The sequence below is a fragment of the Phenylobacterium sp. genome (assembly GCF_030654915.1).
GTDB lineage: Bacteria > Pseudomonadota > Alphaproteobacteria > Caulobacterales > Caulobacteraceae > Phenylobacterium.
Genome location: NZ_JAURWM010000382.1, coordinates 1 through 20,177, shown reverse-complemented (window position 1 = coordinate 20,177; position 20,177 = coordinate 1). Strand labels below are relative to the sequence as shown.

Here is a 20,177-nt window from a genome sequence, read left to right as displayed (position 1 = left end):
TTGAGCTGGCTACGCGAGGCCTCTCCTGAGCTGATGACCTTCAAGGCCGCGATCAGCTCGCCCTCGGCGAAGTTCCGGCGGCGTCCGTGATAGGCCAGACTGGCCATGGAGCGGACCACGTCGAAGTCGCCCTGGACCGCGCCGAACGCGCTCTCCATGGCCCAGACCGCGATCAGGACGTCGCGCGGCACGCCATACTGCTGCTCGATCGCCGGCCAGAACGGCAGCTCGGTCCTATAGCGCCGGCCCCGGGCGATGCGCTCGTCACTGACCGTGCCCTTGATGTAGTCGCCGATCGGCTTGGAGAATTCGGGCTGGGCCGAATCAAGCGTGATGACGCGCGGATTGGGCGTCACGCCGGCCAGCTCCCGGTCGACCAGGGGGCCGGGCAGCCCGGCGCCTATCGCTCGCGTCCGGAACTGCGCCCGCCACGCCTCGTATCCCGCGTCGCTCGAAGGCGTCGGCGCCGCGGGGGGGAGGCTAGGCGCTGGCGCTGGAGGCGGTGGCGGGCTTGGCGCATCCACCTTGGGCGGGGTAGGGCCGGCGCAGCCGGCGAGAAGCAAGACAAGAAAGATACGACGGTCCATAAGCCAACCTAGCGAGGCGTCGCGGCGGCCCCAATCACAAGGCCGCTATCGGTTGCGATAGCTGAAGGCGTTGACTCAAAAACCTCAGCCCCGTATATGCGCCCGCTCTGTAATAACCCCCTGGGCGAAAGCCCGGCGCCCGAGAATTAGGTCCATGAAGGTCAGAAGCTCGCTTAAGTCGCTCAAGACTCGCCACCGCGACTGCAAGCTCGTGCGTCGCAAGGGCGTGGTTTACATCATCAACAAGACCAACCCGCGCTTCAAAGCCAAGCAAGGCTGAGATGCCTGAGGCGGCCGTCAAAGCCGTCTTGTGGGATATTGGTAATGTCATCGTGCGCTGGAATCCGCGCACGCTCTACGACACGTTCTTCAAGGAACCGGCCGAAGCCGACCGGTTCCTTTCCCATGTCTGCACCATGGAATGGCACGTCGCCCACGACCTGGGCGTGACGTTCGCGGAGAACCGCGCGCGGCTGCTGCCGCGCTTCCCGCAATACGCTGAGGCTATCCACGCTTGGGAGACTCGGTGGTGGGACATGTTCTCCGGCCCGATCCCGGAGACCGAGGCCGCCATCGAGGCGCTGCACGCCGCGGGTGTCCCCCAATACGGCCTTTCCAACATGTCGCATGAGGTGTTCGACGGCGTCACCGCCATGAGCCCGGCGTTCAAACGCCTGGGTGGCTATGTGATCTCGGCCGAAGTCGCGATCATGAAGCCTGACCCGGCGATCTATCGCCTGGCTTGCGAGCGCTTCGGCCTGGCGCCCTCGGAGATTCTGTTTTTCGACGACTCCGAGTGGAACATACGCGCCGCACAGGCCCTCGGGTTCGAGGCGCACCATTTCACCGATCCGGCGGCGATAAGGCCGGCGTTGGAAGCGCGCGGCCTGCTCTAGACTACCCTGATCTCGAAGCTCGACGGCGTGGCTTGGTGGCGCGACCTCCGACGGCCCCAGCAGATTGTGCTTGCTTAAAGTGCGAATGATAATTCACATTCGTATAAAGATGGCCGCGACAGCGCGTGGCCCAGGGGGAGGGAAGTCGATGCGGAACATCTTGATGGCAGGCGCGGTGGCGTTGGCGGCCCTTTCGGGCGGCCAGGCGTTGGCCGAAGGCGGCGTCGGCGTGCGCGGGACCTGGGGCGATCCACAGCACTCGGCGGCTGCGTTCCACAATATGGAGGAACTGTTCCCCTCGCGCCGGATCGCGCCGGGCGACCAGACGATGGCGCTCAAGGCGCCTGCGGCGGCGTTCGCGGCGTCATACGACTTCAAGGGCAAGACCCACGACCTGGACGCATTCGCCGCCAATACCCGCACGACCGGGCTGCTCATCATGCGCGGCGACCAGATCCTTTATGAGCGCTACTATCAAGGCTCGGCGCCGGACAGCCGCTTCGTCTCGTTCTCGGTCGGCAAGTCGTTCGTCTCGAGTTTGATCGGTATCGCCCTGGCCGAGGGCAAGATCCGCAGTCTCGACGACCTGATCGTCAGCTATCTGCCGGAGCTGAAGGGAGGCGCCTACGAGACGGCGACCATCCGCGACGTGCTGGAGATGTCGTCCGGCACCTCGTTCAACGAGGAATACACTGACGCCAAGTCTGGCATTGGCGGCTTCATCGCTTTGTTCGACCAAAACCAGGGCGGCCTCTACGACTATTCCCGCAAGTTCAAGAGCGCCCGCAAGCCCGGCGAGAAGTTCAACTACGCGAGCGCCGACACCGAGATCCTCGGCGCCCTGTTGGCCAAGGCCACGGGCCAGCGGGCGGCCGACTACATGTCCGAAAAGCTCTGGAAGCCGATGGGGGCGGAGGCCGAGGCCCGCTGGATACTGGACCAACCCGGCGACGCGGGCCGGGAGATCGCCGCCGGCGGACTGCTGATCCGGCTGCGAGACTATGCCCGCTTCGGTCATCTGGCGGCTCACGACGGCGCCGTAGGTGGGCGACAGGTGCTGCCCAAGGGTTGGATCGCCCAGGCCACCCAGCCGCAACGCCCACAGGTCGGCTACGGCAAGCTCAGCGAGGGGCCGCTCGGATACGGCTATCAGTGGTGGCTGATCCCGGGGGCGGACCGCGCCTTTACGGGCGAGGGGATTTACGGCCAATTCCTGATGGTCAATCCGGCCCTGGACCTGGTGATGGTGAAAACCAGCAACTGGACCGGCGCCTGGGACGCGCAGATGTCGGCGGAGACCTTCGCCCTCTTCGACGCCTTGAGCGAGAAGGTGCGCGCCATGCCCGCCCAGCCGCCGACTCCGTGATAGGAGAGGGGTGATGAGCGCGATCCTCACCCCTCGAAAGCTGCCCACCCAGGCGCGGGCCAAGGCCCGTATCCAGCGGGTGCTCGACGCCACCCAGGCGATCCTGAACCGGGACGGTCCGGCCGCCGTGACAACCCCGGCGATCGCCGCGGAATCCGGCGTCTCGGTCGGATCGATCTATCAGTATTACCCGAACAAGGAGGCCATCATCCTGGCCCTCTATGAGGCTCGCCTGGCGCATATCCGGCAGGTGGCCTCGGAGGCGATGGACGACGGCGAGAGCGATTGGCGCCGGTTTTTCCGCAAGTGGATCGCCTTGGTGAAGGGCGAAGAGGAGGCGGTCGGCTACGGCCTGTCGATGAGCGCGGCCTTCGATCAGTTTCCAAAACTGGCCGAAATCGAGCCGCTCCACGCCGAGCAGATGGCCGAGGGCGTGGTCGCGCAACTCAAGAGGTTCGGCTCCACTTGGCCGGACGAGGCGCTCTTCGATCTCGCGATCTACGCCTACTACCTGGACGCCGCGACCTGGCGCTACTGGACGGCCGCCGAGGCACGCCTATCGCAGGGCGTTGACCGTCTGGTCGAAACCATCATCACCGTGCTCGCGCCGGCCATGGACGGCGGGACGCCGCCGCCCCCGCCCTATGTGCGCCGCCGACTCACCCGTTCCTGACGAACTCCAGGAATTCCTGGCGGGTGCGGGGATCGTCGCGGACTTCGCCGAGCAGATGGCTGGTGGTCAGGCGCGAACCCGGCGTGTTCACCCCGCGCATGGTCATGCAACTGTGCTCGGAGACGATCACCACCCCGACGCCCTTGGGCTGGAGGATATCCTGGATCGCGCCGGCGATCTCGGCGGTCAGCTTTTCCTGGATCTGCAGCCGGCGTGCGAAGCCGTGGACCACCCGCGCCAGCTTCGAGATGCCCACGACCCGGTTGGACGGCAGGTAGCCGACATGGGCCTTACCGAGGAACGGCAGCATGTGGTGCTCGCAGAAACTCACCACCCGGATGTCGCGCAGGACAACCAGTTCGTCATAGCCGCCGACCTCGTCAAAGGTCCGCTCAAGATACTCCCGCGGATCGCTTTCGTAGCCGGAGAACAACTCCTTGTAGGATCTCGCCACCCGCGCCGGCGTGTCCAGCAGCCCCTCGCGATCAGGATCATCGCCCGCCCATTGGATCAGGGTGCGCACGGCGGCTTCGGCCTCGCTCTGGGTCGGACGATGCTTGGAATGGGTCATGGGAAACTCCGCGTCGATCCGTCTCAACGAATACGCTGCGGCTAAGGTTCAGCGGGCGGATGACATGCCTGCGTCTCGCCGCTAGGTTCGCGCGCCTTTCCGCCACCCCAGACCTGTGAGACCTTGATCCCATGTCCGACGACTCCGCCCACGGCGATATCCTGAACCAGGCCGCTCAGGGCCAGCTCAAGAGCATCATTGAACGTATCGAGCGCCTTGAGCAGGAGAAGTCGGAGATCGCCGAGCAGATCAAGGAAGTCTTCGCCGAAGCCAAGGGCAACGGCTTCGACGTCAAGATCCTGCGCAAGGTGGTCCGCATCCGCAAGCAGGACCGCGCCAAGCGCCTGGAGGAAGAAGCCATCCTCGACCTTTACCTGTCGGCGATGGGAGAGATTTGAAGCGAGCCCCGCCAGACCGGAAAGAGCAGGCCAAACGGGCCGTGCTGAACGCATTGAAGCGCGTCCGCCGTCAGGCGGACCGCGCCGATGTGCAGCTTTCGGATTGGGAGGGGGAGTTTCTCGGCTCGGTCGAGGAGCGTGTGAAGACCTACGGCCGCGCCTTCGGGGATCCTGAGAAGGGCGCGGCCGGCGAGGCGCTATCAGTGCTTCAGGCGGTGAAGCTCAAGGAGATCGCCGCCAAGGCCAAGGGCGAGAAGAAGGAGCTGCAAAGGCGGCCCTTCAAGCGTCGGGCCAAGCCCTATTCAGAAGATTGAATCCCTCTCCTCATGAGAGGTTAGGTGAGGGGGCGACGCAAAGCGGCGCTCCAATCCCTCGGTGAGGTTGAGTGGCTGACGCCGCCCCCTCACCCGACCTCTCCCCGGAGGGGAGAGGAGAAGAGCCGCTACGCCGCGGCCGTCGCGCCGTCCGTATCGGACGCGCCCTTGATGTTGTCTTCCAGCCCTTGCTCGCGGACCTTGCGATAGAGGGTCGAGCGGCCGATGCCGAGCCGGCGGGCGACTTCGCTCATGTGACCGGCATAGATCTCGATGGCCAGGGCGATCAGGTCGCGCTCGATCTCTTCCAGGGTCCGCAGGTGGCCGCGGTGGTCCAGGATGCGCACCGGGGCGTCGGCGGGCATTTCGGCCACCAGTTCCTCGGCGGTCGGCAGGGTGACGGGGCGCTGGGTGGCGACGGACTCGAACGCTTCGGGCGGCGGGGCGGCGACGCCCGAGATGGCCGGAAAGTCGAACGGCTGCAGGTAGGGCGAATCGGCCAGCACGATGGCGCGATAGACCGCGTTCTCCAGCTGGCGGACATTGCCCGGCCAGTCATAGGCGGTCAGGAAGGCCAGGGTCTCTGCCGAGGCGGCGACAACGCTCTTGCCCTCCTCGACATTGAAGCGGCGGATGAAGTGGTCGACCAGGGCGGGGATATCCTCGCGGCGCGTGCGCAGGGACGGCGCCTCGATCGGGAAGACGTTCAGGCGATAGAACAGGTCCTCGCGGAACAGTCCGTCCTTCACGGCCTGGGCCGGGTCGCGGTTGGTGGCCGAGACGATGCGGACATCGACCTTGATCGAGCGCTTGGAGCCTACCGGGTCGATCTCGCTTTCCTGCAGGGCGCGCAGCAGCTTGACCTGCATGTCGAGCGGCAGCTCGCCGACCTCGTCGAGGAACAAGGTACCGCCGTTGGCTTCCTGGAACTTGCCCAGATGCTTGTCGGTGGCGCCGGTGAAGCTGCCCTTTTCGTGACCGAACAGGATGGATTCCACCAGGTTCTCGGGCAGGGCGCCGCAGTTCACCGCGATGAACGGCTTGCCGGCGCGATCTGACGAACCGTGCACGGCGCGGGCGATCACTTCCTTGCCGACCCCGCTTTCGCCGGTGATCAGGATGGGGATGGACGACTTGGCGGCCCTTTCGCCCATGCGCTTGACCATGGTCATGACCGGCGAGTCGCCGACCATGTCCGCGAAGCTCGCGCGCCCGGTGGCGTGCTTCTTCAGGCGATCGACCTCGCCCTTCAGCGCTCCCATCGACAGGGCGTTGCGGATCGAGACCAGGATGCGCTCAGGACTGGCTGGCTTGATGAAGAAATCGCTGGCCCCGGCCTGCATGGCCTGGACCACGGTGTCGATGCCGCCGGTCGCGGTCAGCACGATCACAGGTTGGGCGAAATTGCGGGCGCGCATCTCGGTCAGGGTCTCCTGACCGCTCATGCCGGGCATGACCAGATCCAGCAGGATGACGTCGACGGGCGAGCCCGATTGCAGACGGGTGATCGCGGTTTCGCCGCTTTCAGCGTGGACCACGGCGAAGCCTTCGCGTTCCAGGACGGCCTGGATCAATCTGCGCTGCGTCGGGTCGTCATCGACGACGAGGACCGTCTTGGTCATTTGAAACACCCACACACCTGGAACGGACGCTCGTTTCGCCGATGGACTGGCCGAACGAGGCTCTTCTTGACCCGGATTGATACAGGCGCGGGGTAAAGGGGGGGTTTCGGAGTCCTGAGTCAGGGGTTAACGGGCATGGTTACGTTCGGTAAACCAAGCCTTGTCTGATCAGGCTTGAGGCTGCTCGCGTAAGCCCTTGAAGGTCATGCTGGCAGCCGGATTTCACGGGCCGGCGAAAGGAAGAGGTCCTGCGCCAGGGCGTCGCCAGGGACCGGGGCCAGTACGACGCGCACGGACGACCGGAGGTAGATCAACTGGATCGCCGATCTGTGGCTTCCTGACAATTCTGGTCGCCGTCCCGGTCATGGCGATGCCGACGCCCCCGCTGGCGAGGTCTCCGGCGGCCCTGACCCAGCGGCATGCTTGCCCAGTTCGAACTTCCGCGCATAGTTCCCCCAAAGGCCGCGTTTGAACGGCCGCCTGGGAGGCGCTCGATGAAGACCTGGAAGTGGGCGGCGGTCCTTGCCGCGACCGCGTTGTTGGCGGCTTGCAATCAGGGCGGCGGGGGCAAGGGCCCCGGCAATGTCGATGGGGCGCGGATCGCCGCGGCGGTCGATAACGGCGAATGGCTCACCGTCGCGCGGACCTATGACGAGCAGCGGCACAGCCCGCTCGACAAGATCAACACCACCAATGTCGGCCAGCTCGGCCTGGCCTGGATGCACGAATTCGACACTGACCGCGGCCAGGAGGCGACGCCGGTCGTGGTCGATGGCGTGCTCTACACCACCACCGCCTGGTCCAAGGTCTACGCCTTCGACGCCAAGACCGGCGCGTTGAAATGGTCCTATGACCCCAAGGTCGAGGGCAAGAAGGGCTTCGACGCCTGCTGCGACGTGGTCAATCGCGGCGTCGCGGTCTGGAAGGGCAAGGTCTATGTCGGCGTGCTCGACGGCCGCTTGGTCGCGCTCGACGCCGGCACCGGCAAGGAAGCCTGGTCGGTCCAGACCACCGACACCGGCCGGCCCTATACGATCACCGGCGCGCCGCGCGTGGTCAAAGACAAGGTGCTGATCGGCAACGGCGGCGGCGAATATGGGGTCCGCGGCTACCTCTCGGCCTACGACTCCGCCACCGGCAAACTGGTCTGGCGCTTCTACACAACGCCCAATCCCAACGGGCAGCCGGACAATGCGGCCTCCGACAAGATCATGAAGGAGAAGGGCGCGGCGACCTGGTTCGGGGAGGGCTGGAAGGCCACCGGCGGCGGCGGCACGGTCTGGGATTCTATGGCGTATGATCCGGAGTTGGACATCCTCTATGCGGGCGTCGGCAACGGCACGCCCTGGAACCATGTGAAGCGTTCGGACGGCAAGGGCGACAATCTCTTCCTGTCCTCGGTCCTGGCCTTGAAGCCCGACACCGGCGAGTACGTCTGGCACTATCAGACGACGCCGGGCGAAAGCTGGGACTACACCGCCACCCAGCACATGATCCTGGCCGATCTGACCATCGGCGGCCAGCCGCGCAAAGTGCTGATGCAGGCGCCGAAGAACGGCTTCTTCTATGTGCTGGACCGGGCCAACGGGCAGCTGATCTCGGCGAAGCCCTATGTGCCGATCACCTGGGCCTCGGGCGTCGATCCGGCCACCGGCCGTCCGATTGAGAACCCCGGCGTGCGCTATGAGAACGCGCCCTCGCTGCAGGTCCCGGCCCCGTTCGGCGCCCACAACTGGCACCCGATGGCCTTCAATCCGAAGGAGGGCCTAGTCTATATCCCGGCCCAGGTGGTGCCGTTCGCCTATACGCCGGACAAGGGCTACACCTTCCGGCCGGGCGCCTGGAACGTCGGCACCGACTTCCTCGCCAACGCCCTGCCGACCGACGAAGCCCAGATGGCGGCGATCAAGGCGATGGTGAAGGGCGAACTGATCGCCTGGGACCCGGTCGCCCAGAAGGCGCGCTTCACGATCAAGCATCCGTACTTCTGGAACGCGGGCGTGATGTCGACCGGCGGCGGCCTGATCTTCCAGGGCGCGGCGCAGGGCGAGTTCTCGGCCTACAACGCGGCCGACGGGACAAAGCTGTGGACCTATAAGACCGACAACGGGGTCATCGCCGCGCCGTCGACCTACGAGATCGATGGCGAGCAGTACGTGGCGCTGATGGTCGGCTACGGCGGCGCGGGCGCGCTCTCGGCGCCGGCCCTGCTGCCGGAGCGTCCGCGTCTGCCGGGCCGCTTGATGGTGTTCAAGCTGGGCGGAACGGCCACGGCTCCAGCCTATGTACGGCCCGAGCAGGCGGTGCTGGACCTGACAGGGGTCACTTCCAGCGGCGACGCCAAACGCGGCTTCGCCCTGTTCCACCAGAACTGCCAGGTCTGCCATGGGCCGAACGCCGGCGGAGCCTTCCTGCCCAGCCTGCGCCGTTCGCAGATGCTGCTCTCCGCCGATAGCTGGAAGTCGGTGGTCATCGACGGAGCGCTCGCCGAACGCGGCATGGCCAGCTTCAGCCGCTTCATCGACGCCAAGGGCGCCGAGGACCTGCGCGCCTACGTGCTCAGCGAAGCCCGCGGCGCGCAGGCGCCGGCGGTCCCACCGGCCAAGGGAGGGGCGGCCGCGAAGCCGTAATTGCATTCGTCATCCTCGGGTCGTCTGAAAGACGATCCGAGGGACCCACGCGGTCGCGCCACATCTTGGCCGTCGGCTTGGGTCCCCGGGACCAGCCGCCGGCCGGGCGGAGGATGACGAGGTGATAAGCGGTGCAGCTCACCCCTAGGAGTGGCGAGGGGGAGGCGCTATTTGTCGGCCCATGAACGCACCCGTGAACCTCGACACCATTCCTGAGTGGAACCTCGGCGACCTTTATGCCGGCCGCGACGACCCCAAGATCGAGATCGATCTGGCCGCCGCCAAGGCCGCCAATGACGAGCTGGTCAAGATGAAGGGGCGCTTCACCTCGCTGCGCGGCGATCCGCTGCACCTGGGTGAACTGCTCGACCACGGCATCAATCTCTACGAGACCGCGACCAACGGCCTGTGGGGCGTGGGTGCCTATGCGTCGCTGGCGGCCTCGACCGCCCGCGACGACGCGGCTTGGGCCAAGTTCGAGGGCGACCTGCGGGCGCGCTCCTCGCAGGTCGCCGCCGATAGTCTGTACTTCACGCTGGAGCTGAACCAGCTCGAGGACAACGAGATCGAGATGGCCTTCAAGGCCCATCCGCCCGCCGCCCGCTGGCGGCCTTGGATGCGCCGCGTGCGGCTCTCGCGTCCGCACGAACTGTCGGCCGACCTGGAGCGCATTCTGATCGATCGCGGTCCGGCGGTGGCCAACTGGACCCGGCTCTATGACGAGACCCTGGCCCGCCTGACCGCCAAGGTCGGCCGCGAGCAACTGACGCTTCCTGAAACTCTGAACCGCCTCTCCGATCCCGACGCCACGCGCCGCAAACAGGCCGCGCAAGGCCTGGCCAAGGCGTTGGAAGAACGCACCCCGTCCCTGGCCCTGGCGATGAACACCCTGGCCTTCGAAAAGCAGGTCGAGGACCGTTGGCGGAAGTATCCGACGCCGGCCGCCGCGCGTCACCTGGCCAATGAGGTCGACGCCGACGCGGTCGAGGCGCTGGAAGCCGCCGTGGTCGAAGCCTATCCGTCGGTCAGCCACCGCTACTATGCGCTGAAGGCCAAGGTCATGGGCCGCAAGACCCTGGACTACTGGGACCGCAACGCCCCGCTCGACACCGCCCAGCCGCGCACCTACGGCTGGGACGAGGCCAAGGGCATGGTGCTGGAGAGCTTCTCCGACTTGGCGCCGAAGTTCGCCGACACCGCGCGGACCTTCTTTAGCGAGCCTTGGATCGATGCGCGTCCTCGGGCCGGCAAGCAGTCGGGCGCCTATTCGCACCCGGTGACCGCCAACCGGCACCCCTATGTGTTCATGAACTATATGGGCGAGCGCCGCGACGTGCTGACCCTGGCCCACGAACTGGGTCACGCCGTGCACCAGACGCTATGCAGCCCGCTCGGCACCCTGTTGGCCGACACGCCGCTGACGCTTGCCGAAACCGCCTCGATCTTCGGCGAGGGCCTGGTGTTCGAACGGCTGCTGGCCGGCGCGTCCAAGCAGGAACGCATGGGCCTGTTGGCCGGCAAGATCGAGGACGGTCTGAACACCGTCGTCCGCCAGATCGCCTTCCACCGTTTCGAGACCCAGTTTCACGCCATGCGCCAGGAAGGTGAACTGGCGCCTGAGGACATCAGCGCCGTATGGCTGGACGTGATGGCCGAAAGTCTCGGTCCGGCTGTGAAGCTGAACCCCGGCTACGAGCACTACTGGGCCTATGTCAGCCACTTCGTGCACGCGCCCTTCTATGTCTACGCCTACGCCTTCGGCGACCTGCTGGTGCGCGGCCTGATGGAGAAGCGCCGCGAGGATCCAGTCGCCTTCGCGCCGCTTTATGAAGACCTGCTCGCCGCCGGCGGCACCCGAACCTATGTCGAGGCGTTGAAGCCATTCGGACTGAACCCGCGCGAGAAGGCCTTCTGGGCCGCGGGCGTGTCGCAACTGGAACGCCTGGTCGACGAGTTCGACGACCTGGTCTGAGGAAGACGCCGATGACCTCGAAAGTCTCCAATCCCTGGCCTGAAATCGATTTCACCAAGGACCGCGAGACTTTCGAGGCTCTGCATCTGTGGAGCCAGATCGTCGGCAAGGCGCGCACCGCCTGCGCGCCTTGGCTCAATCACGGTTGGCAGGTGGCGCTCTATGTCAGCCCGCGCGGCCTGACGACGTCGTCGGTCCCGAACGGGGCGGCGATCTTCGACATCGAATTCGACTTCATCGACCACTTGCTGCGGGTGCGGGCCAGCAATGGCTACAGCGGCGTGCTGCCTCTGGCCGGAGAGACGGTGGCCAGCTTCTATCGCGCGCTCGATGCGATGCTGGTCCATGCGGGCGTTCCGACCCAGATCAACGGCGCGCCGAACGAGATCGCGGACGCAACGCCCTTTGCCGCCGACGACCGCCCGCGACGTTATGATCCGGACGCCGCCTGGCGGTTGTGGCGGGCGCTGATCCAAATCGACCGGGTGTTCCAGCTGTTTCGTACTGGTTTCCTGGGCAAGTCGAGCCCGGTGCATTTTTTCTGGGGCAGCTTCGACCTGGCGGTGACGCGGTTCTCGGGCCGGCCAGCGCCGCCGCATCCCGGCGGCGTGCCGCATCTACCCGACTCGGTGGCGCGCGAGGCCTATTCGCACGAAGTGTCGAGCGCTGGCTTCTGGCCGGGGGGCGGGCTGATCGACTCTCCGGCCTTCTATTCCTACGCCTATCCCGAGCCGAAGGGCTTTCGGACGGCGGCCCTGGCGCCCGACACGGCGTTGTTCCACGAGGGGTTGGGCGAGTTCATCCTGCCCTATGAGGCGGTGCGCACGGCCGCAGATCCAGATGCAATCTTGCTCGACTTCCTGCGCAGCACCTATGCGGCGGCCGCTGATGCGGGCGGCTGGGATCGGCGTGCGCTGGAGTGCGACTTCGGAAAGCCCGGCGTGCCTCGGCCGTGCTGAGCCCAGGCCCAGCGGTTGCCCGTGCGCGGCTGAGCCCCTAAGCCTCGCGGGTACAAGAAGGTCTGATTTCCATGAGTAAGCACTGGTCCCGCGTCGAGTATCTGCACCTCGTCGTCACCAATCCGAACATCCATCTTCGCGGTACGCACAGCTATTATAGTGATGCCTGGACGGGTGGGTTCGAGGACAGCGTGGTCCGCTATCACTACGGCGACGCCTACAGCCGCGAGGCGTGGACCCCGCAGTGGCCGATCGACCAACTGCACATCGGAGACTACGTCTGCATCGGCGCCGAGGCGGTGATCCTGATGGGCGGCAACCACACCCACCGCACCGACTGGTTCAGCCTCTATCCGTTCGAGGAGGTCATCCTCGACGCCTATCAAGGCAAGGGCGACACGGTGATCGCCGACGGCGCCTGGATCGGCATGCGAGCCATGTTGATGCCCGGCGTGACGATCGGCGAGGGCGCCATTGTCGCGTCTGGCGCCATCGTCACCAAGGACGTCGCGCCCTACATGATCGTCGCCGGCAATCCCGCCACGCCGGTGCGGTCCCGCTTCGATGAGCGCACGGTCGAGCGTCTGCTCGATCTGAAGATCTACGACTGGTCGGAAGCTAAGTTCGCCGCGTTGCAGCCGGTGGTTTGCGCCGCCGACATCGAGGCGCTGGTGGTCGAATCGGCGCGGTGGGACGAGGCGTCACGCGCCTAGACATTAGCTCGGCCGGCGGGGGGAACGTGAGCCATGGACGAGACCAACGAGCTGATCCGACTCTGCGTCCGCGCGCTGGTGGCTCAGATGGGCGATGTGCCCGGCGTCGAAATGCACATGACCCGGGACTGCATCCTGGGCCTGACCGGCGAGCCTTCGGCCGATTTCAACATGCTGACCCTAGGCCCTGACCCCGACGTCGAGGGCTTTTTCACGCGGTCGGTGGCGCGAGCGAAGACGCGAGGCCTGCCGCTCCAGGTCATGATGAGCCCTCATGTGGCGGACGACCTGGCGCCCGTCGCAATGCGGCTGGGCCTGAGGGCGGTGGGCACGTCCCCACTCATGGTCCTGCGCGCCGGCACCGCGGTTCGGCCGAGTCGTCCGGTGAAGGTGACTCGCGCGCTTGGCGCCGAGCTGGTCGGCATCGCTGGCGATCTCGCCGCCGTGGCCTTCGATGTGCCGCGCGACGCCTTCGCCAGGTGCATCGATGTGGGGATCACCGCAACCGCGGGCGTGGAGACCTATATCGCCTGGGGCGACGCTGGGCCGATGAGCGCCGTGACCGTGACGCCTACCGGAAACACGGCGGGGATATCGCTCATGGCCACGCCGCCCGAGCACCAACGCAAGGGCATGGGTCGCGCCCTGCTCACCCAGGTGATCGCCGACTATAGGCGGCGCGGCGTGGAGCGCTTCCACCTGGGCGCGACTGAGGCTGGTCGCCCGCTCTATGCAAGCCTCGGCTTTGAACCGATCGCCGAACTGTCGGCCTGGCTCTTGGAAAGCTGACAGTCAGGCCGATGGCCCGGCCGTCGCCCGCACGAACTGCGCGAAGCCCTCGATGTAGCCCTTTAGCATCGCTTCCATGGCAGGATCGGCAAGTGTATCGCCGCCCTCGCCGAACGCCTTGTGGGCGCGTGAGATCATCACACGACCGCCGAAATAGGGCTCGGTTCCCAGGGTTCGCAGCACCGGCAGCCAGGCGTTCTGGCTAAGGATGGTGCCGAACCCGCCGGGCGAGGCGCCGATCAGACCGACCGGCTTGGCGCCGAACACGCGCGCGATGTCGTCGGCCGGCCGGGTCAGCCAGTCGATGGCGTTCTTGAACACGCCAGGGATGGAGTTGTTGTACTCAGGCGTCACCAGCAGCAGGCCGTCGGCGGCGGCGATCTCGTCCTTCAGGGCGGCGACCAGCGGCGGGATGCCCTCGGCGGTCTCGACGTCGCCGTCATAGAGCGGGATGCCGCGGATCGTGCCGGTCGTGATCGTGACGCCGTCCGGCGCGAGGGCGACCGCGGCGCGTAGCAGTTGGGCGTTGTAGGAGCCGCTGCGCAGGCTCCCGGACAGGCCGACGATGCGGATGGGAGCGGTCATGGATCGGCCTATCGATGTGAGTGGTGGACGCTATCCTATCAAGTTCGTCATCGCCGGGCTTGTCCCGGCGACCCATAAACGTGAACCGTCCAGGCAAATCCCGAGCGGCGGTGGTTATGGATGGCCGGCGCAAGCGGCCGGCCACGACGATCTTTGGAGTGGAGCTTAAATCAGATCGCCGCCCGCCGCCGAGGCGGTGGTGCCGAACTGCTGGTAGGCCTTGATCACATTGCGCCCGACCGTCCAGCGGTGGACCTCGTCAGGGCCGTCGACCAGCCGTTGCGAACGGATGTGGGTGTACCAGCTGGCCAGCGGCGTATCTTGGCTATAGCCGAGCGCGCCGTGCAGCTGGATGGCGGTGTCGACGACCTTGTGGACCATGTGCGCCAGGAAGACCTTGGCGATGGAGTTTTCCTGCCGCAGGTCCAGGCCTTTCTCGGCCTTGTAGGCGATATGCAGCAGCATCAGGCGGGCCATGTAGAGCTCGCTGGCGCACTCGGCCAACATGAACTGGACGCCCTGGCGCTCGTGCAGCGGCTTGCCGAAGGTCTCGCGCTGGGTGACGTGGGCGGCGGCCATGTCCAGCGCCCGCTGGGCCATGGCGACATTGTGCATCCCGTGCCGCAAGCGGCCGTAGGCGAGCCGGTGCTGGCCCATGTTGAACCCTTGGCCTTCGCCGCCCAGCAGGTTCTCGGCCGGGACCACCAGGTCCTTGATCTCGATCTCGGAGTGGCCGCCGCCCATGATGTGGCTGAGCGGGCCTTCGACGGCCATGGTCTTGATGTCGCGCTTGATGTTGTAGCCGGGGTTCGGCAGCTCGACGATGAAGGTCGAGAACTGTTGCTGGCGCGGGGCGTTCGGGTCGGTGCGGGCCATGACCACGGCGAGGTCGGCGGCGCTGGCGGCCGATGAAAACCACTTCTCGCCGTTCAGGACGTAGTTCTCGTTGCCGTCCTTGACCGCGGTGGTGCGCATGCCGGTGGCGTCGGCGCCGGCGGCCTTCTCGGTCATCGAGTAGCAGACGCGCTTTTCACCGGCGAGCAGCGGCTTGAGGAACTTCTCCTTCTGGAACTCGGTGCCGTGCGCCAGCAAGGTCAGCATGGTGGCGTCGTCGGGACCCTGGCTGTTCATCGACAGCGCGCCAAGGTGGCTCTGGCCGAGCTCCATCTGAACCAGGGCGTAGGCGAGCGGCCCCAGGCCCATGCCGCCGTATTCCTTGGGGATGAAGGGGAGCCACAGGCCCTGGGCGCGGGCCTTGGTCCGCAGCTCGGCGAGCAGTTCCTTGTAGTCGGCGCCCTCATGCAGCGCCTTCTCGGCGGGGATGCATTCGTCCTGCACCCACTGGCGCACCAAGGCGCGAACAGCCTTGGCCTCTTCCGGAATTTCGAAGTCGATAGCCATGCGTTTCTCTCCTCTTTGCTCTTGTTTTGTGGCCGAGAGCGTCGGTCCATGTGATGCTCTGCGGCAAGTCCGATTAGCTGGGCTGCCGCCGGGGCAGGCCATATCGTGATATTCAAAGCAGCCCGCCGAAGTGGGCGAGGGGATCGACGGCCTTGACGCCGCCGACCGAAAAACAAGGGGGAGACGATGCACTACAAGGAGCTGAAGCAGGCCTGGTCCGAGCTGATCGCGCCGGGCTCGCCGTTCGAAATCGCGCAGGTCGAGGTCCGCGGCCAGTCCTTGCGGACGTTCCGCCATGCGCCGCCGTCGGTCCGCGAGATCTGGCTGGCCACCGCCCAATACGGCGACCGCGACTATATGGTCTACGAGCAGGATCGCCTGACCTACGCCCAGGCCCATGATCAGGTGAACGCCATCGCCGCCTGGCTGTTCGCCCAGGGCGTGAAGACCGGCGACCGCGTCGCCATCGCCATGCGCAACTATCCCGAATGGATGCTGCTCTATTGGGCCTGCGTCTCGACCGGGATCGCGGTGGTCGGCATGAACGCCTGGTGGGTCGCCGACGAGATGGAATACGCGATCAAGGATTCTCAGCCGAAGGTGATCTTCGCCGACGCCGAACGGCTGGCCCGCATTCTGGAGCGGCCTGACGCCGTCAAGGGTGTCACGCTGGTGGCGGTGCGCACCGACCCGGTTCCGGCCGGCGTCATTCCCTTCAGCGACGTGATCGCCAAGCCGGGCGAGATGCCGGTGGTCAACGTCGATCCTGACGCCGACGCCTGCATCTTCTACACCTCCGGCACCACCGGCTTCCCGAAGGGCGCCCAGCTCACCCATCGCGGCTGCGTCGCCAACCTGATGAACATGGGCTTCTCAGGCCAGGTGCAGGGGCTGGCGACGGCGCGCGCGACCGGTGTCGCGCCTGATCCCGACGCGCCGGTTCCGGTTCCCGTGGGCCTGGTGGTGACGCCGCTGTTCCACGTCACGGCCAACAACTGCGCCGCCTATGCGATCACCTCGGCCGGCGGAAAGCTGGTTCTGATGTATCGTTGGGACGCCGCCGAAGCCCTTCGCCTGATCGCGCGTGAAAAGATCACCGCGATGAGCGGCGTGCCGACCATGGCCCGCGAACTGATCACTCATCCGGACTTCGCCACAACCGACACCTCCAGCCTGGTCAGCTTGGGCGGCGGCGGCGCGCAACTCCAGCCCGACCTGGTCGGCAAGATCGACGAGCAGGTGAAGACCGCCCGGCCGAACACCGGCTACGGCATGACCGAAACCTGCGGGATCATCACCTCGGTCTCGGCCGACTTCTTCGTCGACAAGCCGGCCAGCTGCGGGCCGGCCATGCCGTCCTTCGAGGTCAAGTGCGTCGACGACGACGGCGCCACCGTGCCGGTCGGCGAGATCGGCGAGCTGTGGGTCAAGGGCGCGCCGGTCATCAAGGGCTACATTAACCGCCCCGAGGCCACTGCGGAATCGATCACCGACGGCTGGCTGCACACCGGCGACGTTGCGCGCATCGACGAGGATGGCTTCATCTTCATCGTCGACCGCAAGAAGGACATGGTCCTGCGCGGCGGCGAGAACGTCTACTGCGCCGAGGTGGAGAGCAATATCTTCCGCCATCCCGCCGTGGCCGAGGCCTGCGTGTTCGGGGTTCCTGACGCACGCCTGGGCGAGGAGGTCGGGGCAGCCGTCGTGCTGCGTCCGGGCGAGAGCCTGACGCCGGAGGTGCTGCGCGAGCACCTCGCGGGGATCGGCGCCAAGCACAAGATTCCGCGCTACATCTGGTTCCTGGACGAAGCCATTCCGCGCAATGCGAGCGGCAAATTCCTGAAGCGGCAATTGCGCGAGACGTTGAAGCCGGAGGCGGCGGTTTAGGTCTGGCCGGGCGGTTCCCCTCCCTACGCAGGGGCGGAAAGAACACTCGGCTCCGCTACTAATCCCGCAGGAACATCGCGATCAGCGCGTCGGCATGGGCCTCGATCTCCGCGTCGCTGGAGGTGTCGACGCCATAGGCGTGACGCACCTCGCCGGCCAGGGTGAAGGGCGCCTGGGCGGCCGCGGCGATCATATAGATCAGGTGGCGGGGCTCCATCCGGGGCAGGTGGCCCTCGTCCATCAGCATGGTCAGGGTCTTGCGGCCCGCTCGGTGCTGGGGGCGCACGATCTCCTCGGCGATCCAGGCGGTGCGGTCGGAATCGCCGACCGTTTCGTGGACCATGATCCGCGCGTGTTCGGGATGGTGAGCGCAGTAGCGGACATAGTCGCGCAGGTACTGCTTGAAGCGGTCGATCAGCGGCTGGCCGCGGGTGGCGCGCCAGCTGGCGGCGCGCTCGTCGTTCATCTTGTCAATCAGCTTGCGCAGGGCCGCGCGCCAGAGCGTGGCCTTGTCGGTGAAGTGGTAGCGGACCAGGCTGTGCTCGACCCCGGCCCTGGCGCCGATGTCGCGCAGGGCAACCCCCTCGAAGCCGCGCTCGGAAAACAGCGTCAGCGCCGCCTGGAGGATGACGTCGCGCGTCTCCTCCACCGAGCGGGCGTCCCGCGCCGGCCGGCCTCGCTGCTTTGTCGCCGTCTCGACCATGATCTCATTATTGCCCACTTGGGTAAAAATAGATAGCGTCGGTCCAAAGCCTCTGAGGAAACGCCAAGATGACCGCCCAGCCCTGGATGGATAAGAGCCTCTCGCCCGACGAGCGGGCGGCCCTGTTGATCGAGCAACTGACGCTGGACGAGATGATCTCGCTGGTCCACGGGCCGATGCCGGCCTTGCTGAAAACCCCGCCGGCCGATGCGGCGATGGGCGCGGGCTACATCCCCGGCGTCGCGCGCCTGGGCATCCCGGCGCTGAACGAAACCGACGCCAGCCTCGGCATCGCCAACCCGCGCCAGGTGCGCAAGGGCGACGGCGCCACCGGCCTGCCGTCGGGCCTAGCCCTGGCCTCGACCTGGGATCCGGGGCTTGCTCATGCGGCCGGGGTGATGGTCGGCTCCGAAGCGCGAGACAAGGGCTTCAACGTGCTGCTGGGCGGCGGCGCGAACCTGACCCGTGAACCGCGCTGCGGGCGCAATTTCGAGTATCTGGGCGAAGATCCGCTGCTGGCCGGCGTGCTGGTCGGCGAGGCGATCAAGGGCGCTCAGTCGAATGACATCGTCTGCACCCTGAAGCACTTCGCCCTGAACGATCAGGAGACCTGTCGCCACGTGGTCGACGCCCGTATCGACGAGGGGAGCTTGCGCGAAAGCGACCTGCTGGCCTTCCAGATCGCCATCGAGATCGGCGATCCGGGCTCGGTGATGTGCGCCTACAACCGCGTGAACGGCGAGTGGGCGGGCGAGAACGACTTCCTGCTGAACCAGGTGCTGAAGAACGACTGGGGCTACCGTGGCTGGGTGATGAGCGACTGGGGCGCGGTCCACACTACGGCCAAGGCGGCCTTGGCCGGCATGGACCAGGAGAGCGGCGAGCAACTCGACAAGGAGGTCTATTTCGGCGAGCTGCTGAAGGAGGCGGTTCAGCAGGGCGAGGTGCCGTTCGAACGGCTGTCCAACATGGTCCACCGCATCCTGCGCAGCCTGATCGACAAGGGCGTGTTCGACAGGCCCGCCGAAAAGCGGCCCACCGACTATGAGGCCAACGCCAAGGTCGCCCAGGCCGCCGCCGAGGCCGGCGTGGTGATGCTGAAGAACGACGGCGTGCTGCCGCTGAAGGCTAACCTGCGCAAGATCGCCGTGATCGGCGCCCATGCCGATGTCGGCGTGCTGTCGGGCGGCGGCTCGTCCCAAGTGCTGCCGGTCGGCGGCGCGGGCCTTGAGATCAAGGTGACCATGGGGCTGTCCTCGGCCTTCTCGCAGATCACCTATCATCCCTCGGCGCCGCTGGCGGCGATCCGCGGCCTGACCCGCAACACCGAGGTCGTCTATGCGAGCGGCGAGGATCACGCCGCCGCCGCCGCCCTGGCCAAGGACGCCGATGTCGCCATCGTCTTCGCCGACCAGTGGGCGACCGAGGCCGAAGACCTGCCGACCCTGTCGCTGCCGAACAATCAGGACGCCCTGATCGAGGCCGTCGCCGCGGCTAACGCCAAGACCGTCGTGGTGCTGGAAACCGGCACCCCGGTGCTGACGCCCTGGCTGGAGAAGGTCGGCGGCCTGCTGCAGGCCTGGTATCCGGGCACGCGCGGCGGCGAGGCCATCGCCCGCATCCTGTTCGGCGAGGTAAACCCTTCTGGCCGCCTGCCGATCAGCTTCCCGCGCGACGTCGCCGATCTCGTGCGGCCGGAAATCCCCGGCATGATCTTCGGCCCGCCGGTCGAGGGTAAGACCCTGCCGACCTCGTTCCCCGACGTGCAGCAGCACAAGGGCCGATTCTCGGTCGAGCACCCGGAGGGCGCGGACGTCGGTTATCGCTGGTTCGCCAAGACCGGGAAGAGGGCGCTGTTCCCGTTCGGCTTTGGCCTCTCCTACACGGCCTTCGCCTATGGCGGTCTGAGCGTCGAAGGCGGCGAGACCCTGACCGTCAGCCTCGACGTCACCAATACCGGCGCCGCGGCGGGCATCGACACCCCGCAGGTCTACGCCCTGGTGACCGGTTCGGACGGCAAGGAGAGCCAGCGCCTGATCGGCTGGTCGCGCGTGGCCCTGGCGCCGGGCGAGACCAGGCGCGTCACCATCAGCGCCGATCCGCGCCTGCTG

19 protein-coding genes are annotated in these 20,177 nt (G+C 66.5%); 13 read left to right on the top strand and 6 right to left on the bottom strand.

All coding sequences use genetic code 11. The features are described from left to right. Nucleotides 1-587 (bottom strand): lytic transglycosylase domain-containing protein (locus Q7T84_RS19785; RefSeq protein ID WP_304812489.1); only part of this gene is annotated, 587 nt, incomplete at its 3' end. Between the two features lie 154 nt (nt 588-741). Between Q7T84_RS19785 and ykgO the strand changes: the two genes are divergently transcribed. The 4 genes from ykgO to Q7T84_RS19765 all read left to right on the top strand — a co-directional run bounded on the left by ykgO (nt 742) and on the right by Q7T84_RS19765 (nt 3,522). Next, complete coding sequence (gene ykgO / locus Q7T84_RS19780) at nt 742-867, top strand: type B 50S ribosomal protein L36 (RefSeq protein WP_111456358.1); 126 nt, start codon at nt 742-744, stop codon at nt 865-867. Between the two features lies 1 nt (nt 868). After that, a complete protein-coding gene (locus Q7T84_RS19775) occupies nt 869-1,483 on the top strand; it encodes an HAD family phosphatase (RefSeq protein WP_304812486.1) in 615 nt (204 codons plus the stop codon). A 148-nt stretch (nt 1,484-1,631) separates the two neighbouring features. Beyond that, on the top strand, nt 1,632-2,849 hold the full coding sequence (locus tag Q7T84_RS19770) for a serine hydrolase (RefSeq protein ID WP_304812484.1): 1,218 nt from the start codon (nt 1,632-1,634) through the stop codon (nt 2,847-2,849). Nucleotides 2,850-2,862: 13 nt separating this feature from the next. Next, nucleotides 2,863-3,522 carry a TetR/AcrR family transcriptional regulator gene (locus tag Q7T84_RS19765; protein ID WP_304812481.1) on the top strand — a complete coding sequence of 220 codons (660 nt, stop codon included), beginning with the start codon at nt 2,863-2,865 and terminating at the stop codon, nt 3,520-3,522. Here the strand turns inward: Q7T84_RS19765 and folE are convergent. Further along, on the bottom strand, nt 3,509-4,093 hold the full coding sequence (gene folE, locus Q7T84_RS19760) for a GTP cyclohydrolase I FolE (RefSeq protein WP_304812478.1): 585 nt from the start codon (nt 4,091-4,093) through the stop codon (nt 3,509-3,511). The genes Q7T84_RS19765 and folE overlap by 14 nt on opposite strands. A 131-nt stretch (nt 4,094-4,224) precedes the next feature. Here folE and Q7T84_RS19755 point away from each other — a divergent pair, with 131 nt between their 5' ends. Both Q7T84_RS19755 and Q7T84_RS19750 read left to right on the top strand, forming a co-directional pair. Next, a complete protein-coding gene (locus Q7T84_RS19755) occupies nt 4,225-4,491 on the top strand; it encodes a DUF2312 domain-containing protein (RefSeq protein WP_056735991.1) in 267 nt (88 codons plus the stop codon). Continuing rightward, on the top strand, nt 4,488-4,805 hold the full coding sequence (locus Q7T84_RS19750) for a hypothetical protein (protein ID WP_304812472.1): 318 nt from the start codon (nt 4,488-4,490) through the stop codon (nt 4,803-4,805). The genes Q7T84_RS19755 and Q7T84_RS19750 overlap by 4 nt, the downstream gene beginning before the upstream one ends. Before the next feature lie 128 nt (nt 4,806-4,933). Here the strand turns inward: Q7T84_RS19750 and Q7T84_RS19745 are convergent, their stop codons facing one another. Continuing rightward, entirely contained in the window at nt 4,934-6,427 is a 1,494-nt protein-coding gene (locus Q7T84_RS19745; protein WP_304812470.1) for a sigma-54 dependent transcriptional regulator, read from the bottom strand. 494 nt (nt 6,428-6,921) lie between these two features. Here Q7T84_RS19745 and Q7T84_RS19740 point away from each other — a divergent pair, with 494 nt between their 5' ends. The 5 genes from Q7T84_RS19740 (at nt 6,922) to Q7T84_RS19720 (ending at nt 13,490) form a co-directional block, all read left to right on the top strand. Continuing rightward, complete coding sequence (locus tag Q7T84_RS19740; protein WP_304812468.1) at nt 6,922-9,057, top strand: PQQ-dependent dehydrogenase, methanol/ethanol family; 2,136 nt, start codon at nt 6,922-6,924, stop codon at nt 9,055-9,057. Between the two features lie 181 nt (nt 9,058-9,238). Further along, entirely contained in the window at nt 9,239-11,029 is a 1,791-nt protein-coding gene (locus Q7T84_RS19735; RefSeq protein ID WP_304812466.1) for a M3 family oligoendopeptidase, read from the top strand. An 11-nt stretch (nt 11,030-11,040) separates the two neighbouring features. Next, the gene (locus Q7T84_RS19730) at nt 11,041-11,988 is read left to right on the top strand and encodes a DUF5996 family protein (RefSeq protein ID WP_304812464.1); all 948 of its coding nucleotides are present in this window, start codon (nt 11,041-11,043) and stop codon (nt 11,986-11,988) included. 71 nt (nt 11,989-12,059) lie between these two features. Then, complete coding sequence (locus Q7T84_RS19725; RefSeq protein WP_304812462.1) at nt 12,060-12,701, top strand: CatB-related O-acetyltransferase; 642 nt, start codon at nt 12,060-12,062, stop codon at nt 12,699-12,701. Between the two features lie 33 nt (nt 12,702-12,734). After that, entirely contained in the window at nt 12,735-13,490 is a 756-nt protein-coding gene (locus Q7T84_RS19720; RefSeq protein ID WP_304812460.1) for a GNAT family N-acetyltransferase, read from the top strand. Between the two features lie 3 nt (nt 13,491-13,493). Here Q7T84_RS19720 and Q7T84_RS19715 read toward each other — a convergent pair whose 3' ends face one another. Both Q7T84_RS19715 and Q7T84_RS19710 read right to left on the bottom strand, forming a co-directional pair. Further along, nucleotides 13,494-14,075 (bottom strand): NADPH-dependent FMN reductase, encoded by a 582-nt coding sequence (locus tag Q7T84_RS19715; protein ID WP_304812457.1) that lies wholly within the window; start codon nt 14,073-14,075, stop codon nt 13,494-13,496. A gap of 165 nt (nt 14,076-14,240) precedes the next feature. Next, complete coding sequence (locus Q7T84_RS19710; RefSeq protein WP_304812454.1) at nt 14,241-15,476, bottom strand: acyl-CoA dehydrogenase family protein; 1,236 nt, start codon at nt 15,474-15,476, stop codon at nt 14,241-14,243. A gap of 186 nt (nt 15,477-15,662) precedes the next feature. Here Q7T84_RS19710 and Q7T84_RS19705 point away from each other — a divergent pair, with 186 nt between their 5' ends. Further along, nucleotides 15,663-17,363 (top strand): class I adenylate-forming enzyme family protein, encoded by a 1,701-nt coding sequence (locus Q7T84_RS19705; protein ID WP_304812435.1) that lies wholly within the window; start codon nt 15,663-15,665, stop codon nt 17,361-17,363. Between the two features lie 58 nt (nt 17,364-17,421). On the opposite strand, the gene Q7T84_RS19700 is transcribed toward Q7T84_RS19705, so the two are convergent. Beyond that, the gene (locus Q7T84_RS19700; RefSeq protein WP_304812432.1) at nt 17,422-18,066 is read right to left on the bottom strand and encodes a TetR/AcrR family transcriptional regulator; all 645 of its coding nucleotides are present in this window, start codon (nt 18,064-18,066) and stop codon (nt 17,422-17,424) included. A gap of 68 nt (nt 18,067-18,134) precedes the next feature. Between Q7T84_RS19700 and Q7T84_RS19695 the strand changes: the two genes are divergently transcribed. Next, on the top strand, nt 18,135-20,177 hold a 2,043-nt coding region (locus Q7T84_RS19695), incomplete at its 3' end, for a glycoside hydrolase family 3 C-terminal domain-containing protein (RefSeq protein ID WP_304812429.1).

Bases quoted from the DNA above. Each gene is read 5' to 3' on its own strand.
- ykgO (WP_111456358.1), top strand. From the start codon at position 742: ATGAAGGTCAGAAGCTCGCTTAAGTCGCTCAAGACTCGCCACCGCGAC.
- Q7T84_RS19775 (WP_304812486.1), top strand. From the start codon at position 869: ATGCCTGAGGCGGCCGTCAAAGCCGTCTTGTGGGATATTGGTAATGTC.
- Q7T84_RS19770 (WP_304812484.1), top strand. From the start codon at position 1,632: ATGCGGAACATCTTGATGGCAGGCGCGGTGGCGTTGGCGGCCCTTTCG.
- Q7T84_RS19765 (WP_304812481.1), top strand. From the start codon at position 2,863: ATGAGCGCGATCCTCACCCCTCGAAAGCTGCCCACCCAGGCGCGGGCC.
- folE (WP_304812478.1), bottom strand. From the start codon at position 4,093: ATGACCCATTCCAAGCATCGTCCGACCCAGAGCGAGGCCGAAGCCGCC.
- Q7T84_RS19755 (WP_056735991.1), top strand. From the start codon at position 4,225: ATGTCCGACGACTCCGCCCACGGCGATATCCTGAACCAGGCCGCTCAG.
- Q7T84_RS19745 (WP_304812470.1), bottom strand. From the start codon at position 6,427: ATGACCAAGACGGTCCTCGTCGTCGATGACGACCCGACGCAGCGCAGA.
- Q7T84_RS19740 (WP_304812468.1), top strand. From the start codon at position 6,922: ATGAAGACCTGGAAGTGGGCGGCGGTCCTTGCCGCGACCGCGTTGTTG.
- Q7T84_RS19735 (WP_304812466.1), top strand. From the start codon at position 9,239: ATGAACGCACCCGTGAACCTCGACACCATTCCTGAGTGGAACCTCGGC.
- Q7T84_RS19730 (WP_304812464.1), top strand. From the start codon at position 11,041: ATGACCTCGAAAGTCTCCAATCCCTGGCCTGAAATCGATTTCACCAAG.
- Q7T84_RS19725 (WP_304812462.1), top strand. From the start codon at position 12,060: ATGAGTAAGCACTGGTCCCGCGTCGAGTATCTGCACCTCGTCGTCACC.
- Q7T84_RS19720 (WP_304812460.1), top strand. From the start codon at position 12,735: ATGGACGAGACCAACGAGCTGATCCGACTCTGCGTCCGCGCGCTGGTG.
- Q7T84_RS19715 (WP_304812457.1), bottom strand. From the start codon at position 14,075: ATGACCGCTCCCATCCGCATCGTCGGCCTGTCCGGGAGCCTGCGCAGC.
- Q7T84_RS19710 (WP_304812454.1), bottom strand. From the start codon at position 15,476: ATGGCTATCGACTTCGAAATTCCGGAAGAGGCCAAGGCTGTTCGCGCC.
- Q7T84_RS19705 (WP_304812435.1), top strand. From the start codon at position 15,663: ATGCACTACAAGGAGCTGAAGCAGGCCTGGTCCGAGCTGATCGCGCCG.
- Q7T84_RS19700 (WP_304812432.1), bottom strand. From the start codon at position 18,066: ATGGTCGAGACGGCGACAAAGCAGCGAGGCCGGCCGGCGCGGGACGCC.